Source organism: Pelotomaculum propionicicum (assembly GCF_004369225.1).
In the GTDB taxonomy this organism is placed as follows: Bacteria; Bacillota; Desulfotomaculia; order Desulfotomaculales; family Pelotomaculaceae; genus Pelotomaculum_B; species Pelotomaculum_B propionicicum.
Genome location: NZ_QFFZ01000035.1, coordinates 1 through 15,916 on the forward strand (window position 1 = coordinate 1; position 15,916 = coordinate 15,916).

A 15,916-nucleotide genomic window follows, 5' to 3' on the forward strand; every position below is an offset into this window, starting at 1 on the left:
CGGTTGTACCACCACAGGGCCGTCGCGTCGCGCTCCACCAGTTCAAAAAAGCCCTGCAGCACCGCCTCTGCCGGGGTATTGCCCGAGGCGCTGCCGTTGGAACAGCCCACGGCGTAAAAGGTGTCGTCGCCTGCCCGGGCCGGGGCGCCGTAATAGACCAGTTGGGTGGGTACGTACTTGTGGCGCTCCTGGGTCAGGGACCAGAGCGGGGTCCAGTCCACTACCAGCTCCGGGGTGAAGGGTTCGGGCACCCGGTTGAAGCGGGAGCCCCGCTTGTTCCAGGCTTCCCGTTCCGCATACTGCTTTGCGCTGTAGAGCATAATGTCATTGGGGTGATAGGCCTGGCCGGGCGGCCAGTCCTTCAGCGCGCAGGTCACCCGCGCCTCGCCGCCGGACAGTTCGCCGCTGTAACGCTCGATGGCTTCGCAGAGGGCGCTGACCCGGGCTTGGATCCCGGAGACCCCCTTGCCGGAGCTGGCGCTGCGCAGGCTCCGCTTGAGAAAATCCAGCCGCTCCGTTTTCAGGGCGGAATTATGGCCGGCCACGAAAACATGGGCCACCTCTTCATCCCGCAGCGCCGGCTCCAGCAGCGTCACCACCCCGGTAATGGGGCTGATCAGGTGTCCGTACTTCTTCAGGGTCCGCTCCGGCGCCACCAGGCGGTGCCCCCCGTCGCTCGTAAAGGACGCTTTGCCCGGCTGCAGCGCCAATGGCTTTACGGCAGGGACTTCCGCCGTGCCGCAGGCCGGGCAGTGGGGGTGGCGCAGCAGCCGGTGGGTTTGCGGCGTCCAGCTTGCCCAGTCCAGGCTCAGCACCTTGCCCGCCAGGGCGCCGGGGGCGCCGGCCAGAAACTGCGCCGCCGCCGTCGCCGCCATCTGGTAGACGGCGGCCCGGGTGGAAGGAAGGCAGCCCGAAGCCGTCAGGGGCGGCGTGGAGAGCCCCCTTTTGGCGGCGACAAAGGTATGAGTTAGCCGGTTCCGCTTGAGTCTTAGGCACAGGCACTGCCAGCAGCCCGTCTCGCCGGGGATGAAGAGCGGCCCCAGCCACAACTGGGGGCCGGTTGCCCGTACCAGCAGCCAGGGGTGCGCCCCTTGCAGCGCCGTCTCGTTAATGGCGGCCAGTTCCTCCCGCTGGTAATCGTCGGTCAGGACCAGCCACAAATGGGCCGATTCCTGCGGCCCCGTCTGCACCCCGGCCGCTTCCAGGGCGGAGTGCATTCCGGCCGGGTCGAGCCCGCCCGCGGCGAGGACGGCCACCTTCCGGTCCCGCAACGCCGCCAGCGCCGTCCGGGGCTCTATGTCCGTGCCGTGCCAGAAAGCGGCCTCTACTGCGGGAATCTCTGGGGCGGCCCCGGTCAGGTACCCTTTGGACTCTAACAGGGTGAGGACGTAATAGACCGTGGCCGCGTCCACCCGCCCGGCCAGGGCGTCGACGATTTCACCGGCGCTGCGGCGGCCGTCAACCAGGGGGGCCACCAGTTCATAGGCCCGGCCGTGCAGCGCCCTGGAATCAGCTTCGGAGAGCAGCAGCACCCCTTCGCCGGGGAATACCTCCACATGAAAATGAGACTTGAAAGCGGGTATGTTCATTTTGGATCTCCTTTGTGTATGGGAAAACGTCTCTTAAATGTTCACCTCCGGCCGTTTTTCCGCATGGCCGGAGGTGAACGGCGCCGATTTGCTGCTTATTTTTTTCATGCGCTGACAATTAACTGACAGTGCAAAAATTACACTGGACGGAGCAAGGCCGCGAACCGCAATATCCACCCGCTACGGTATCCAACTTCTCATCGCTCAACTCGTCCGGTTTTTGCGGTATAACCAGATAAAACTGCTCACTGGTGTTTTCCACCGCCTTGACTTTTACCCCGGCCGGAAATTCGATCCCTTCAGCCCGCAGCGTCTCTGCCGGGTCGGCCAGCAGCCTGGCCTTGAAATCCGCGTCAGACCAGGCCCTGGCGATTACTTGACCCATCTTCTTGTTCATTTCTTCCCTGTCCATTATTTTGCCTCCTTATAGTAGGAACTCCTTGCAAACATTAAAATTGCTTTTAAAACATCTTCATCTTTTATCCGCATATGTAGAAAATTCTACTCCTTATTCATGGCTATTTAGATTATCTTAAAGAATGTTTTTAAACATCCCGGGGCCTCAAAAGCCTTCTCCCAATCTTCCAGCCTGTAAACCCCGCTAACCAAATTTTCTACGGAAACAAGCTTTCTCTCCAACAACCTTAGCGCTGCATCCATCGGACCACAACGGGAGCCCATCAGCGTGATTTCATTGACTACCCAATTAGCAGGTTCCGTTGTTACGCTGCCATGATAAGTGCTCTTCAAAATAATTGCTCCCGCCGGTTTTACAATTTGCTGAGCATACTTTAGACCTTCCGGATTCCCCGCGCACTCGACGACAAGATCAAACCTCCGATGGAAATTAGCCTCTGACAAGTTTGCTGTTATTGCCATATCTTTTAGCAATTGCAGCTTCTCCACATGTTTCCCAATGACCGTTAAATTACACCCAGTCAGGCTCAGTACCTGAGCAACCAGCTGGCCTAGCTTACCATCACCGACCACTGCTACTTTATCAGTTGGCTTTACATGGTATTTCTCCGTAATTTCCAGGGCCGCAGCCAATGGCTCCGCAAAGACCGCCTCAAAATCGGAAACATTGTCCGGAACCGTATGAAGATTTTGAACGGGCAAAGTTATGTACTCACCAAAAGCACCATCCTTACCAAGAATTCCAAGTACTCTACGGTTCCCACAGTGCTTATGATGGCCCCCAATGCAAAGAGCGCATTCACCGCAGCCGATGTTAATGTCGCCTACCACCCTCTTACCTATTAGCTCTGGTACCGGGGAATACTCAACGATTCCAACGAACTCGTGGCCTAAGATGCCCTTGAACCCCTTGTAACCTTTCATAATTTCGATGTCAGTATTACAGATGCCGGCAAGGGAAACTCTGATTAGGACTTCGTTGGCAGCAGAAATGGGTTTGGCGTAATCTTCTATGAGTTTTAGGTTGCCATCGTAAAAAAGGCATTTCAAGGGTTATCACCGTACTTTCCGTTTTATATTTTATAGATATAATTAACAAATGCTTACGCCCTTTCATTACACATTGTTTAAAAAAATTCATCAGAGCACGGGACAACAGGTGGAAAATTTCCTCAGCGGCCTGAGAGAGCGAATTCTCCCACCGAGCCTTCCGTATAGTAATCCAGCCCTGACGCCTGGGCAAAATGATCCGCATTGCCCCCGCCCAGCGCGCAGGGCGCCAGGTTCAGCGCCGTGGCCACCAGGTACATCTGCTGGTAGATGCACCCCACGTTCTTCATGACCAGGGCATAGGCAACTGACCGGTACTTCCAGGCGACCCGCTGGAAACGGGCGGCCAGGGTGATCAGCAGATCGCAGTCTTTGCCCCCCATGGCCATGCGGGCGTCGGCCAGCAGCTTTTCCTGCGGCGCGCCCAGGGGACCCAGGCATTCCAGTACGTGCTCCCGCGGGTCGTAGTGATAGAAGCCGGGCTCGATGCCCCGGCAGCGGGAAACGGTGAGGTAGTACTCCAGTTCGTGGATTGCGCCGCCGGCGGCGCAGGGGCGCAGGGAGGCTTCATAATGGTGACCCTGCGCCGGGCTGGCGGGCAGGTGCTGCTGGACCCTGCCGGTACAGTACAGGAAAATGCCCAGCTGCTCTGCGGAAAGGGGCTGCGTCCCCCGTTCCCGCAGGGAGCGGCGGGCGTTCAGCACTGAGAAGAAGTCGCGCCCCATGTCTTCCAGTTCGGCGGCAGCCGGCCGGTAAAGGGAGATCCGCTGATCGGACATGGGCGGTTTCAGCCCCGGCAGGGGAGGGATTTCCCCCAGGAAAGGGAATGCCCCTCCCTGGACGTTGTCGTGCCGCCCGGTCCTGCTGCGGCTGTGAAATAAAAGGTCGTGGAATTCCCACTGGCGCAGGGGCGGACTCCCGTCCTCGGCAATGCGGCCTTCCCCGTCGCAGGGGAAAAGGGCCCCGGCGCTTTGCAGCAGATTGATGAAGGCCTCGATATCCGGCAGCCCGGCAAAGGGCAGCGCGCCGGCCAAATCCGCCGCGCTCCGGGGTTCGGCCAAAAGCGCCGCCAGGGCCGCCGGCCCGTGGTGCAAAAAGATCCGCCCGTGCCCCAGGGGGCTTTCCAGTACCATTTCCCGGTCCAACCGCCGCAGGCAGGCAAAGCGGGAGAGGCGGTAGCACCCCTGAACCGGTGCACCGTGAAGAGTAAAGGCGCCCGAGACCGGCTCCAGGGTGGCCAACTTCCGTCCGCCCGGCGCCAGGGTATAACAGATCCATTTTTTCCGCTCCAGGGCGGCCAGGAGGTAGTAGAGCCGGGCCGGGTCGGCGTCCTGACCGGCGCGGCGCGCCGCCTCCACCAATTGCTCCGCAGTCAGGCCGCCGTCGGTCAGGTTGGCCAGGATATTTTTCTGGGCCGCCGACGGGCCTTTAAGACGCATCCCTTCAGCGTCACTGCCGGCCAGCAGCAGGTCCGGACCGTCCGTGCGGACGGCAATACTTTTTTTTAAGGAAAGGATGTATGGATAGGCCATTGTTTTTCTCCTTAATAATTTTCGCCATCATCTTAAGGACGCGCAGGGGGATAACCTCCCCCTTGCGGACCGTGAGAACCGAATTGGCACGGATCACATAGATCGCCTGGGTTATAGCCACCCGCGACATTGCTCAACTGCTCCTCGCTCAAATCGTCCGGCTTTTGCGGTATGACCAGATAGAACTGCTCGTTGGTGTTCTCCACCGCTTTGACCTTTACCCCGGCCGGAACTTCGACCCCTGCGGCCTGCAGTGTCTCTGCCGGGTTTGCCAGCAGCCTGGCTTTAAAATCCGCGTCAGACCAGGCCCTGGCAATGATTTGCCCCAGCTTTTTGCTCATCGCCTCTCTGCCCATTATGTCACCTCCCTTCACCATGAAAAGGTAAGCCAACCCACTCCGGAGCCTCCCCGGCGGCTTCAACCGTTAATACGTTGTTTGCGCCCTTTCATTACACATTGTTAAAAAAATTCGTCAGGGCACGTGACAACAGCTGAGAAAGATAAATATTTCGGACATACTGATTGTGGAAAAAAATGATGGTATAATAAAAAGAGAAAAAATCCCAATAGACTCATGCCGCTGTCACGGCGCCAGCAGAAGATGAAAATTTTATTTTCAGCGTTGATGGATCAAAGGGGAAGTGTCCGAATATGCCTACTTCTGAGCAGTTATCCAAATACCGGGCCGGTTGGCGTGAACATCAAAAACAGAAGGAACAGCATCTGGCCCGGCGATACAGTCAAGCCATGGAGCGGGTCAGGCGGGCAGCCGTCCACCTGAAAAAAAATTACGGATGTAAAGTCATTCTATTCGGCTCATTGCTCCGGGAAGACAGATTTATGGAACACTCCGATATAGATATTGCCCTATCGGGCTTAAGCGACAAGGTCAATTTCTGGAAGCTGTATTCCGAAGTGATGGACATTCTGGCGCCCTTCGACTTTGATCTGGTGGAACTGGAAAAGATAGAGCCGGAAATACGGGGGACTACATCCTCAAAGGAGGGGTGGAATTGTGACCCCGAACTTGAAGGACAGTATGGAAAGATTCCTGAAAATGATGGCTCAAATTGTGGAATAGGCATTTACATCAGAAAAGCCCAATTCCACCTGTAAAACCAACAAGGGATTCTCACTTTCAAACGTGAGAATCCCTGTGTATGTGCTGAAACATTTGCAAATTAGAGAAACGCCTCTTAAACGTTTATCTCCGGCCGTTCTCTGAATGGCCGGAGGTAAACGGCGCTGATTTGCCGCTTATTTTGATCCTGTTTAACAAACGCTTTTGCCTTGCCAGGAAGTATTCCTTTACCGACTGCCAGGATATATCCTTAAGCATGACCGGCATTACTTCCCGTTCGGCATCATCAAAATAAGACAGACTCTTAACCATGTGGTACGAATTGATATCTGCCCCCGGATACTTATGAGGCAAAACGGATAGCAGTTCTTCAAGGTCACAGCCGCTCCGGCAGATACTGTACAAATCAATGAAATCCTTACGCGCCCCGCGGCTGCTGACAGCTACCCATTTCATTACGGCAATATCCTTAAGTGAAGCCAGGAAAAAACCGGGAACATCTTCCGCTGCGATAAGCGGCTCCAACAACGGGTTGGGATAATGCAGCCAGGTAATTCTTATGTCGCGAACAAAGCCGTGAAATGTTCCTTGCCGTGTTTCCGCAATCCTGGTTCTGCCCAGCGACGATAAGCGATAATACAGTTGCTCCGGGTCAAATTGCTCAGGAGAAAACCAGTCAAAATCAATGGATTTTCGATGTCCAAGCATCAGTGCCAGAGCAGTGCCTCCAGCAAGGTAGCTGCCGGGTACCGGCATGTTTTTTACAATTCTGCAGAGTAAATCGTGGCGGGGCCGGTCGAGTGCATCCCAAAACACCGCATCTCTTCCTCTTTCAGGTTAAAATAGTTTTGCCAACACCTTGCTGTCTTTAAGGAAAGGGACCTGCTGTGCAATACAGCTTGCCTGATTTCATCTTCAGTGTATGTCCTGAACAACCAGTTCAGCGCCTTTTGGTCGCCTTCATTTAACAACCTTTCTACAACCAGGACACTATTCCGTGACAGATCCACTTCCTGCGGATTTACGTCCCAGAAAAGAGGATAAAGCCATACAGGAATTTTGCGTTTTTTATCCATTTAGATCTATCCTTTCTTGACCCGTATTTATTATAGCATATTTGACGCAATAATTCCATTATCTGGCTTAACAAATCCCGGCCAGGGCCTGCAGCAAGCTGATCTCGAGGACCGGCGCCTGGTTATTGTTTGATTCACTTTCGGAAGCAAGTTCTTTCACCAGGAGCGAAAGGGTCTTGGTCGCGCTGTCCCGCTCGAACTCCGCGCCGGTGGCTTCATCGTCCAATGGCTCCTTTTGGATTCTCGACCAATGCTTTCTTGAATTCCCGGTCCGGCTGCGCCTTCTTGATGATTTGTTCCTTCAACTCTTTAAATTTTAGCAGTTACAACCTTAAATCTAAGAGAAGATAATCTTAACTGAATCTTAAATTGATCTTAATTCGCAATTTTTTTATGATTTGACGGTTTAGCGGTTTCAGCGGATCAATTAGGAAAGCCCCCGGCCGGCAAAGCCGGTGGAGACCTCTTTCTTTCTCGTGCTGAAAAGCTTTATTGACATTGTAATGCGGTGTATTATAGTATAATATATAATAATACCCAATGAAAAGGTGAGGTGTAACTTTTGGTAACCAAATCAATAAAGCTTGATGGCAATGTTGTTAAAGCTCTGGAATTAGTTGCAAAGGGTTTAAATGAAAGAGCCGGCGCTGACGTTTATGATTTTTCCAACATTGTCAGAGTTGCAATAAATCAGTACCTGAACAGCGAAAATATCAAAGAAATAATTGAGTCATTCAGTCAAAAAGAATTTGGTAACAGAAAAGATTTACTCCTTGCGAGTGAAAGCAGTTTAAGCAAGGATTGGCAAAGACCGGAGGAAGACGAAGCATGGGCAAATTTGTAAAGGGTGATGTGGTTGTAATTCCGTTTCCGTTTTCCGATTTGTCCAGCAGTAAACGCAGGCCGGCTTTAGTTTTGGCTGGATTAAAAGGCGACGATATTATTCTTTGTCAAATAACAAGTAAAGAAGTAAAAGATGATTATGCAATACCTTTGTTAACCCGGGAATTTCAAGAAGGTAATTTGAACCAAGACAGCAATATAAGGCCGAATAGACTGTTTACGGCGGACGAAAATATTGTTGTTTATAAGGCTGGTAAAATAAACAACAACAAAATAGGTACCGTTATTGATAAAATTATTGAAATATTAACAAAATGAGTAGCAGGGGAGAGTCATTGTTTAGTCGGACTGTCCATATTCGCCCAGAAAAATTCGCAAATCCTCTTCGACCCGCCCGTATTCCTCCTCCACTTGCGAAAACAGTGCTTTTGCCCCCGCCAGATCACCTGATCCCGCCAGGTCCTCCAGATCCCGGCACAGGCCGGAGAAGCGGGCGGCGCCCACGATTGCGCCGCTGGACTTCATGCCGTGGGCCTGCAGGCGCGCCCCGGCGGCGTCCGCCCGGGCCAGGGCGTTATTCAGCCGGGCCAGTTTGGCCGGCATGTCCTGCAAAAAAGCTTCTATGATCTCAGCCGTCAGGCCGGCGTCACCGCCGGTTACCCGCGTCAGTTCCCTCAGCCCCCCGCAACCGGAGGACGTTTTCGCTGCCGCCGCAACCTCGCTCTCCCCGGCTGAGGCTGTTTCTTCCACGTTCGACGCAGAGGATGAGTCCGGCCCCTGCAGCCAGCGGGCCAGCGCCCGGTGCAGGTCGGCCAGCCGGACGGGTTTACTCAGGTAGTCGTCCATCCCGGCGGCCAGGCATTTCTCCCGCTCCCCCCGGGTGGCGCCGGCGGTGGTGGCCACGATGGGGGTATGCCGCCCCAGCCGCTCTTCCAGCCGGCGGATGGCCCTGGCGGCCTCGTAGCCGTCCATCAACGGCATCTGGCAGTCCATCAGGATCAAAGCGTAGGCGGTCCGGGACGCGGCTTCCACCGCCTCCCGGCCGCCGTCCGACACCTCGGCCTCCAGCCCCAGTTTCTTAAGCTGGGCGAGAATCAGCTTCCGGTTGACGGGGGAATCCTCGGCCACCAGGATGGGCCCGGGGTTTTGCGCCCACCCCGGCAAGCGCCCGGATGTGGCGGTGTCGTCTTCGTCCGGCGCTTCCACAGTTTCCCCCGCTATAAAAGGAACGGCGAACCAGAAGGTCGCGCCGCGACCCTCCTCACTCGCAAAGCCGATTTCCCCGTTCATCAGTTCCACCAACCGCCGGCAGATGGACAGTCCCAGGCCGGTGCCGCCGAATCTGCGGCTGGTGGAGGCGTCGGCCTGGGTAAAGGGTTCGAACAGACTGTCCTTGACGCTATCCGGGATGCCCGGGCCGGTGTCCCGCACCTCAAACCGTATTACGGCGGTATCGCCCTTCCGCTCTTCCACAAAGGCCCGCAGGGATACTTCGCCCCGTTCGGTGAATTTCACGGCGTTGCCGACCAGATTCAGCAACACCTGACCCAGGCGCAGGGGGTCGCCCCGCAGAACGGGAGGTACTGCCGGATCAACGGCCGAGGTAAAACGCAGGCCTTTCAGCCCGGCCCTCGGCGCGAACAGGCCGGCCACCTTTTTTTCCACCTGCCGGAGGTCAAAGTCAACCTCTTCCAGGGCCAGCCTGCTCTCCTCGATCTTGGAAAAATCCAGGATGTCGTCGATGACGGCCAGCAGCATGGCCGAGGATTCGTTGATCACAGCGGCGTACTCCCGCTGCTCCTCATTCAGGGGAGTCCCCGCCAGGAGTTCGGCCATACCTATGAGTCCGTGCATGGGGGTCCGGATCTCGTGGCTCATGACCGCCAGGAAGTCGCTCTTGGCCCGGTTGGCGGCGTCGGCGTCCTGCTTCGCCCGCTCCAGGTCGCTGGTCCTCTCCCGCACCTTTTGTTCCAGGGTGCGGCTGTACGCCTCCAGCTCCGTGGACAGTTTTTCCACCGTGACAAAGGCCCTGGAAAAACGCATGGACAGGACCAGGGCTTGAAAGAAGAGGAAGATGAAGAGGGCGAAGTCAATGACGTACGGGCCGTCCAGCACGTCGTTGGCCACGAGGGTGTCGTTGATCGCCCCCAGGACCAGGGCAACGGCGCCCAGGATAAAATACGCCGCGCCCTCCCTTTTTTGCAAGGCCGCCCGGACCAGCGCCACCAGCGCGATGTACAATAAAAACAGGATGGTGTAAAGCTCGTACCACAATATGAATTTAGAATAGACCTTAACCGGGGTGGCGACTACAGTCAGGCTGAACAGCGCCGCGACAGCCCAGGAAATCATAATAAACCTCCGGGAGGTTTCACCGGGATACAGCAAGTGGATAAATTGTCCGAAAACGGGCACGGCCAGGTAAAAGGCCAGGTACTGCAGCACATACAGCAGGCGCCAGCTCGTACCGGGAAAAAGGTCCAGGATGACAATCTCCCCGGTTACACTGGACCGCACGGCCACCAGCAGGCACAGCAGGGCGCAGAAAAGGGTGGAGCGATCTTTCCGGCGCAGCATGAACAGCCCCAGGTGGTAAACGGCCATAATCACCAGGGCGCCGCTAAGAAACAGTCCACTGGCGATTTGCCTTTCCCGCAGGGTCTGGATCTGGCCGGTGGGCCCCAGAGAAATCCCAGTCCAGATCCCCCCCTTGCTATGGGTGAAGTTGGCAACCTGCAGGACCAGTTCGATTTCCGGCCGGTCGTTTGCGAAATCAACCAGCATGGGAAAGGCCTGCGGGGCCGCCTCCTCTTCGCTTTTTCCCACCCGGCCGTTGGTCGCCAGCAGTTGCCCGTTCACCCACAGCCGGTAGGAAGTGGCAAAGTCCTGAATTTTCAACGCCAGCAATTCGTTTTGACCGGCCGTTTTGACAATCAGCCGGTAGGTGGCGTAGCCGTCGCCGGACAGACGCTTGGCAGCGCCCCCTTCGTTGACGGCGTACCCGTTCCACACGCCCGGCACTTTGATAAAACCGGTTTTTTGCGGCTCACTTTTAAAATCCGGGGGGGTCAGCAACTGCTCCCAGTAGAACGCCCACCAACCCTCCAGTTGCACGGCTCCCTGCCGTGCAAAGTCCCAGCCGGACAGATCCAGGACACCGTTCACGGCCTCCGGCGGCCGCGCTCTTTCCTCCGTCAACCGGCCCTGGAAATACAGAAAAGCCAGAAAAAGACCTGCCGCGCATAGGGCTGCAAGCGTTATTCTTTTGTTCAATTTGGACATAGAAACACCTCGCGGTAGAAAAGCAGACCAAAAGGCTTCCTTCCCGGTTGCAGTCCGGCCGCCGCAGGAACCGCGACGTTAGTGACGAGCCTTTGATATGCTTGCGCTTTCTCCGGAAAGAAAGGTTTCCATTAGGGGCGGCATTCGATATAATTATCGACATTTCATGCTTTTAGTGGAGCCCATCCAAAAATAAAGCCGAAGTCGAAAAAAATTACCCGTCGCTATCTTTCGGAGTGAGGAAGGAAATCGTTTTTTCGACATGATCAAACAGCATAACCAATGCCGTTTCAAATTTTACTTCTATATGGTAAAATATTTAACGAAAAAATGAACTGCACCTGTACCTGAAATAAATCTACCTGTTGGCGCATTGTCCGGCGCGGCCGGCTGAAATAATGATTAAAACCCTGAAGTTATCGAGCTGACTGAGGTAGAAGCGGCCAGGTGGAGTTTGTAATGCCGCCACGGAAACGGCAGGTGGAAGATTTGGCGGGGGAAAAAATACTGGTGGTCGACGATGAGGCCGTTGTTCAAAAACTGATTGCTCATTACCTGGCCAAAGAAGGATTTCAAGTTATTACCGCCGACACGGGCTATACCGCCCTGGAGATGATTCGCCGGGAAAAGCCCGACCTCATCCTCCTGGATATCCTGCTGCCGGAACTGGACGGGCTGGAAATTTGCCAGGAAATCCGCAGCGAAACAAACGTGCCGATCATCTTTATTACCTCCAAGGGCGAGACCATGGACGTCGCCCTGGGCCTGGGTGTGGGCGGCGATGATTACGTCAGAAAGCCCTTCGACCCACTTGAAGTGGTGGCCCGGGTGAAGGCCCACCTGCGCCGCCACCGGCAACTGCGCAAAGCCGGTGAAGTTGAGAAGCCCAAAAGAGTCCTCGATTTCCCGGACTTAAAGATAGACCTGACGAACCGCACCGTTGAAGTTAACGGCTTACCCGCCGTCCTGACCGCGCGGGAGTTCGATATTCTGGCCCTGCTGGCTGAAAACCCAAACCGCTTTTACAGCGCCGACAAGATAATGGAACTCGTTTGGAAAAGCAGGGAATCTGTGGATTACCGGTCGTTAATGGTGCATATCAGCAAGCTGCGCAAAAAAATCGAGGAGGACCCGGCCAACCCCAAATTTATCATTTCCGTAAGAGGCTTCGGTTACAAGTTCAGCGTTTTACAGTCACCTTAAAACCGTTCATTGTCAGTGAAGACAGGCTGTTACGAGGGATGGCGTTCCCGTAGGCGGCCGCAGAAGGGGCAGGTGCCGCCCGTTATCGTTTGGAAACTGAGCCCGCAGTCGCACAAAGAACAGGAATCCTTTCGGCTGTTTTCAGTCCCGCCGGCCACGTTCTTCAGTTCTTCATCGTCAAGTTCCGTGCCGTAGCCTTCAATCTCTCCGGCATGCTCTGCCCGGCGCGCTGCAAACATGTCCAGCAGCCGGATCCGCAAACCCTGCCGCCCCCGGCACTCGTCGTTGAAATCGGTCCCGGCCAATTCTTTGGCCATGTCTACGGCCTTCCTGTATTCCTCCGGCGCCGGGCCGGCCGGCGCCGGCTCCGCTCCCTGTAAAATTCCATCCACCTCGCGGCTGAAGCGTTCGGCCCATTTTTGCTCATCCATGTTTTTATCACCTCTCAAGCGTCAACTCCGCCCGCAGCCGCCGCAAGGCCCGGTACAGGATTACGGCCGCATTGCTTTGGGTCAGGCCGCCAACATAAACCACTCTCCATGAGGATCACTCAGACACTTTGATCTTTTTACCTGCAAAGCAACAGAATAGGCAGCGCCAACGATTCCAGCAACTGCTGCAATCCTGCCTTTAGCTTGCTGTATGTTAAATACGTTACAGCCGGGTTTTCATTACACGCTTTTATTAAATATTTCTTAAAGAATGGCGGCCCTTAAGCCATCTTTCCCGCAAGGACTTTAACGCCGCCGGCAACTCTATCCGGTAGAGGGAGTTTCCTGACCGTCGATTCCAGCAACTGCTGCAATCCTGCCTGACTGAATTTTATGAAGGATTATTATGGATCGTGTTGAATAAAGAAAAATGAACAGGTGTTATCACAATATTTCATATTCGACATCTATTTTCAGTGTCCTTTTATCATAAAAACCTCCTGCGGCGCCACAAGAATTAAATAGTATTACAGCATAATATTGCTTGTTTCGCATGTCCGCTAAGCCACGGGACGGGTTCCAGCTTCTTGCCGATTAAGGCATAGGGCCACACACCTTCGGACATGGGGGCATTCCTCTGAAAGAGTTGGTACCCCCAATACTTTAAATACCGTTCCTCTCTGGCTGGCGCCAACCTTTAAATTACGTCGCGGTACCGGCTGAAATCTTTAAATAATCCTGGATATTTAACACATCCACAGGAGAGAGTAAATTGGCAAGCCACACACCCATAAAACCCGTAAATTTGGTTTACGGTGTCGATGACCGGCCTCCGTTATTGATCACGGTCATGCTCGCAATTCAACATGTCTTGCTGATGTCCGCCGCGCTGATTTTCCCCGTGCTGGTGGTGCAGTCGGTAAACGGCACGTCGCAGGAGGTGCAGGGACTGGTGAGTTTATCAATGATCGCCGGGGGCGTTGGAACCATCCTGCAGGGTTTGAAGAAAGGTCCCGTCGGATCCGGTTATCTTGCCCCCGAGGGAGGCAGCGAGCCGTTTCTTCCCGCCGCCATACTGGCGGTGAAGACGGGCGGCTATCCCCTGATGTCCGGGATGACCGTCGTAGCCGGTTTATTTGAGGCATTGTTGTCGCAGATGATACGCCGTCTGCGGATCCTGTTTCCACCGGAGGTGGCCGGTGTTGTCGTGTTTATGGTCGGGGTGGCCATTATACCCGTCTCCGTTACCCTCTTTTTCGGCGTTGACAATGCGTCTGACGTCAAGCAAACCCCCAGCGTCATTGTTGCCGTCATCACCTTTGCGGTGATGGTGGGGATAAATATCTGGGGCAAGGGAAACATGCGGCAGTATTGCATGATCATCGGCATCATCATCGGTTATTTTTTCGCCTACATATTTGGTTTGTTTACCACTTCAGACTTTGAGCAACTGAGCCGGGCTTCCCTAATCGCTTTGCCCTACCTGGGGCACATCGGCTGGTCCTTTGATCCGGCAGTGCTTTTTCCCTTTCTGATTGCCGGGCTTTGCGCGTCACTTAAGTGCGTGGGCGATATCACCACCTGCCAGAAAATCAACGACGCCGGATGGAAGAGACCGGACCTGGATACCATTGGCGGGGGTATTCTGGCCGAGGCGACAAAAACGGTATTCGGCGGATTGATCGGCGGCATGGCCCATACCACTTCTTCGTCCAACATCGGACTTTCTTTGGCCACCGGGGCCACCAGCCGCGTAATCGCCTATGCCATCGGGGGCATATACGCTTTACTGGCCTTCTGTCCCAAAATTTCCGTGCTGTTTGCGATTATGCCGAAGCCGGTCATGGGGGCAACGCTGATATTTTGTGTAACCTTCATGCTGCTGTCCGGCATTCAAATTGTCACTTCCCGGATGATCGACACCAGAAAAATCATTGTCATCGGTTCAGCCATCATCTTCGGGGTCAGCGTGGACATGCTGCCGGGATTGTACAGCAACGTTCACCCCGTCCTGCAGCCTCTTTTTAATTCTTCACTTACGGTGGCGACGGTAACCGTGCTGCTCCTGAATTTGCTTTTCCGCCTCGGCATAGCCAAGCGGGAAAAGATTGACCTCGCTCCGGGGGAGGACAACTATAAAAAGATCGTTGATTTTATGGAGATCCAGGGCGGGGTCTGGGGCGCCCGCCGGGAAGTGGTGGGCCGCGCGGCTTCGGCTATGAATGAGTTTATGGAATCTGTGGCGACACTGGAACTGACCTCTGAGAAAGTAATAATGGAGGTCGGTTTCGACGAGTTCAACCTGGATGTAAATATCCGCTACCAGGGTGTATTAATGGAATTTCCCGATGCGCGCCCGACGGAGGAAGAACTGCTGCATGACGAAAACGCATTCATCAAGCTTTCCGGGTTTTTGATGCGCCATTACGCGGACCGGATTAAATCGGACAGCAAAGGCGGCGCCTGCTACGTACAGTTCCACTTTGATCATTAGCCAAACCCCTGATTCTTATCCCGAAGGCTGACACCGGCAGAGTGAGGATTCGAACAGGCTTTAACGTTTCCTTGAATGGTAAATTCAATGAACTATTCTATTTTACATGCGCCCCCAGGGGGCTACTCTGGGGGAAATTTACAGCGAACTGTTCCGGCTGGCGTCCGTCAGAAGTCCCGACTACAGGGTGGATAAAAGTTGTGATGGCCGAGTAACCGGGAAAGGAAAAGCTATTTCAACCCCTTAAAAACCGAGCCAAAACAAAAAAAGGCCCCACGGTTCGCCGGCGGGGGCTTTCTATTTTTTAGCATCCGGATCCACCAGCCAGTATTCCTTTACCCCGTGTTTAAAGGTACCGACCTCCCCCCTAAAAGCAAAATGGTCCCTACCGGCTTTGCCGGCGGGGGTTTTTCTTTTAAAAAATTGCAGAATTGAGGTAAATTTAAGGTTCAGTTAAGGTTACCTTCTCTTAGATTTAAGGTTGCAGTTGCTAGAATTTAAAAAAAGGGGCAACCAGGTCGTTATCGCCTGTCCGGAAGGAGGAGTGCGATTACACTGGCGGGGGAAGGAGGTCCGTCTTGGTTGAGGGTGTGAACGTCGATTTCCTTAGTATTGTCATCGAAGCCTTTCTACTTGAAATGCCGTCCAGGCTGGACTCTCTGCGGTCCGTCCTGGCCAGGGGGGACGACGCCGCCGTGCGCGCTCAGGCCCAGAGTATGAAGTCGGGCGGCGTTTTTATCGGCATCGGTCGCTTCGCCGGCCTGTGCCGGGAGTTGGAAGCGCTGGCTTTAACCGGCGACACTGCCGGGGCTGCCGGACTTGTTTCAGAAATTGAAGCGGAGTACGTCCGGGTCGAGCAGGACCTGCGGCGACGGCTGGGCATGTGAAAAAAACTGCCGGCTGGTAATCCTTGTGGA

At 54.7% G+C, this 15,916-nt stretch carries 16 protein-coding genes; 6 read left to right on the top strand and 10 right to left on the bottom strand.

Annotated elements, in window-relative coordinates:
• From Pmgp_RS20345 to Pmgp_RS13605, 5 genes are all read right to left on the bottom strand, one after another.
• Positions 1 to 1,589: TOMM precursor leader peptide-binding protein (locus tag Pmgp_RS20345; RefSeq protein ID WP_134214531.1), on the bottom strand; the 1,589-nt coding region annotated here is incomplete at its 3' end.
• 118 nt (positions 1,590 to 1,707) lie between these two features.
• A complete protein-coding gene (locus Pmgp_RS13590; protein WP_134214532.1) occupies positions 1,708 to 2,001 on the bottom strand; it encodes an NHLP leader peptide family RiPP precursor in 294 nt (97 codons plus the stop codon).
• A gap of 110 nt (positions 2,002 to 2,111) precedes the next feature.
• Complete coding sequence (locus Pmgp_RS13595) at positions 2,112 to 3,056, bottom strand: MDR/zinc-dependent alcohol dehydrogenase-like family protein (RefSeq protein WP_134214533.1); 945 nt, start codon at positions 3,054 to 3,056, stop codon at positions 2,112 to 2,114.
• A gap of 122 nt (positions 3,057 to 3,178) precedes the next feature.
• Positions 3,179 to 4,588: a SagB family peptide dehydrogenase gene (locus Pmgp_RS13600; protein ID WP_134214534.1), complete on the bottom strand. Its 1,410-nt coding sequence runs from the start codon at positions 4,586 to 4,588 to the stop codon at positions 3,179 to 3,181.
• Between the two features lie 32 nt (positions 4,589 to 4,620).
• Positions 4,621 to 4,944 carry an NHLP leader peptide family RiPP precursor gene (locus Pmgp_RS13605; protein WP_205078035.1) on the bottom strand — a complete coding sequence of 108 codons (324 nt, stop codon included), beginning with the start codon at positions 4,942 to 4,944 and terminating at the stop codon, positions 4,621 to 4,623.
• Positions 4,945 to 5,240: 296 nt separating this feature from the next.
• Here Pmgp_RS13605 and Pmgp_RS13610 point away from each other — a divergent pair, with 296 nt between their 5' ends.
• Positions 5,241 to 5,705 carry a nucleotidyltransferase family protein gene (locus Pmgp_RS13610; RefSeq protein WP_134214535.1) on the top strand — a complete coding sequence of 155 codons (465 nt, stop codon included), beginning with the start codon at positions 5,241 to 5,243 and terminating at the stop codon, positions 5,703 to 5,705.
• Positions 5,706 to 5,793: 88 nt separating this feature from the next.
• Here Pmgp_RS13610 and Pmgp_RS13615 read toward each other — a convergent pair whose 3' ends face one another.
• The 3 genes from Pmgp_RS13615 to Pmgp_RS19790 form a co-directional block, all read right to left on the bottom strand.
• Positions 5,794 to 6,486 (bottom strand): nucleotidyl transferase AbiEii/AbiGii toxin family protein, encoded by a 693-nt coding sequence (locus Pmgp_RS13615; protein ID WP_243119851.1) that lies wholly within the window; start codon positions 6,484 to 6,486, stop codon positions 5,794 to 5,796.
• Entirely contained in the window at positions 6,432 to 6,746 is a 315-nt protein-coding gene (locus Pmgp_RS13620) for a DUF6922 domain-containing protein (RefSeq protein ID WP_134214537.1), read from the bottom strand. Before Pmgp_RS13620 ends, Pmgp_RS13615 begins: the two co-directional genes overlap by 55 nt.
• Positions 6,747 to 6,813: 67 nt before the next feature.
• Positions 6,814 to 6,972 (bottom strand): hypothetical protein, encoded by a 159-nt coding sequence (locus Pmgp_RS19790; protein ID WP_192902930.1) that lies wholly within the window; start codon positions 6,970 to 6,972, stop codon positions 6,814 to 6,816.
• A 336-nt stretch (positions 6,973 to 7,308) separates the two neighbouring features.
• Between Pmgp_RS19790 and Pmgp_RS19795 the strand changes: the two genes are divergently transcribed.
• Together Pmgp_RS19795 and Pmgp_RS13630 are read left to right on the top strand one after the other, a co-directional pair.
• Entirely contained in the window at positions 7,309 to 7,590 is a 282-nt protein-coding gene (locus tag Pmgp_RS19795) for a hypothetical protein (protein WP_192902931.1), read from the top strand.
• The gene (locus tag Pmgp_RS13630; protein WP_134214538.1) at positions 7,575 to 7,907 is read left to right on the top strand and encodes a type II toxin-antitoxin system PemK/MazF family toxin; all 333 of its coding nucleotides are present in this window, start codon (positions 7,575 to 7,577) and stop codon (positions 7,905 to 7,907) included. Before Pmgp_RS19795 ends, Pmgp_RS13630 begins: the two co-directional genes overlap by 16 nt.
• 21 nt (positions 7,908 to 7,928) lie before the next feature.
• On the opposite strand, the gene Pmgp_RS13635 is transcribed toward Pmgp_RS13630, so the two are convergent.
• Positions 7,929 to 10,871 carry an ATP-binding protein gene (locus tag Pmgp_RS13635; RefSeq protein WP_134214539.1) on the bottom strand — a complete coding sequence of 981 codons (2,943 nt, stop codon included), beginning with the start codon at positions 10,869 to 10,871 and terminating at the stop codon, positions 7,929 to 7,931.
• Positions 10,872 to 11,330: 459 nt separating this feature from the next.
• Here Pmgp_RS13635 and Pmgp_RS13640 point away from each other — a divergent pair, with 459 nt between their 5' ends.
• Positions 11,331 to 12,074 (top strand): response regulator transcription factor, encoded by a 744-nt coding sequence (locus Pmgp_RS13640; protein ID WP_243119852.1) that lies wholly within the window; start codon positions 11,331 to 11,333, stop codon positions 12,072 to 12,074.
• 29 nt (positions 12,075 to 12,103) lie between these two features.
• On the opposite strand, the gene Pmgp_RS13645 is transcribed toward Pmgp_RS13640, so the two are convergent.
• On the bottom strand, positions 12,104 to 12,523 hold the full coding sequence (locus tag Pmgp_RS13645; RefSeq protein ID WP_134214540.1) for a hypothetical protein: 420 nt from the start codon (positions 12,521 to 12,523) through the stop codon (positions 12,104 to 12,106).
• A gap of 754 nt (positions 12,524 to 13,277) precedes the next feature.
• Here Pmgp_RS13645 and Pmgp_RS13650 point away from each other — a divergent pair.
• Entirely contained in the window at positions 13,278 to 14,999 is a 1,722-nt protein-coding gene (locus Pmgp_RS13650; protein ID WP_134214541.1) for a uracil-xanthine permease family protein, read from the top strand.
• A 578-nt stretch (positions 15,000 to 15,577) separates the two neighbouring features.
• Complete coding sequence (locus tag Pmgp_RS13655; protein WP_134214542.1) at positions 15,578 to 15,886, top strand: Hpt domain-containing protein; 309 nt, start codon at positions 15,578 to 15,580, stop codon at positions 15,884 to 15,886.
• Positions 15,887 to 15,916: the final 30 nt, after the last annotated feature.

What these genes read in the sequence shown, in the direction of transcription:
- Pmgp_RS13630 (WP_134214538.1), top strand. Translation starts at nt 7,575, where the DNA reads ATGGGCAAATTTGTAAAGGGTGATGTGGTTGTAATTCCGTTTCCGTTT.
- Pmgp_RS13590 (WP_134214532.1), bottom strand. Translation starts at nt 2,001, where the DNA reads ATGGACAGGGAAGAAATGAACAAGAAGATGGGTCAAGTAATCGCCAGG.
- Pmgp_RS13635 (WP_134214539.1), bottom strand. Translation starts at nt 10,871, where the DNA reads ATGTCCAAATTGAACAAAAGAATAACGCTTGCAGCCCTATGCGCGGCA.
- Pmgp_RS13600 (WP_134214534.1), bottom strand. Translation starts at nt 4,588, where the DNA reads ATGGCCTATCCATACATCCTTTCCTTAAAAAAAAGTATTGCCGTCCGC.
- Pmgp_RS13605 (WP_205078035.1), bottom strand. Translation starts at nt 4,944, where the DNA reads ATGGGCAGAGAGGCGATGAGCAAAAAGCTGGGGCAAATCATTGCCAGG.
- Pmgp_RS13610 (WP_134214535.1), top strand. Translation starts at nt 5,241, where the DNA reads ATGCCTACTTCTGAGCAGTTATCCAAATACCGGGCCGGTTGGCGTGAA.
- Pmgp_RS13620 (WP_134214537.1), bottom strand. Translation starts at nt 6,746, where the DNA reads ATGGATAAAAAACGCAAAATTCCTGTATGGCTTTATCCTCTTTTCTGG.
- Pmgp_RS13640 (WP_243119852.1), top strand. Translation starts at nt 11,331, where the DNA reads ATGCCGCCACGGAAACGGCAGGTGGAAGATTTGGCGGGGGAAAAAATA.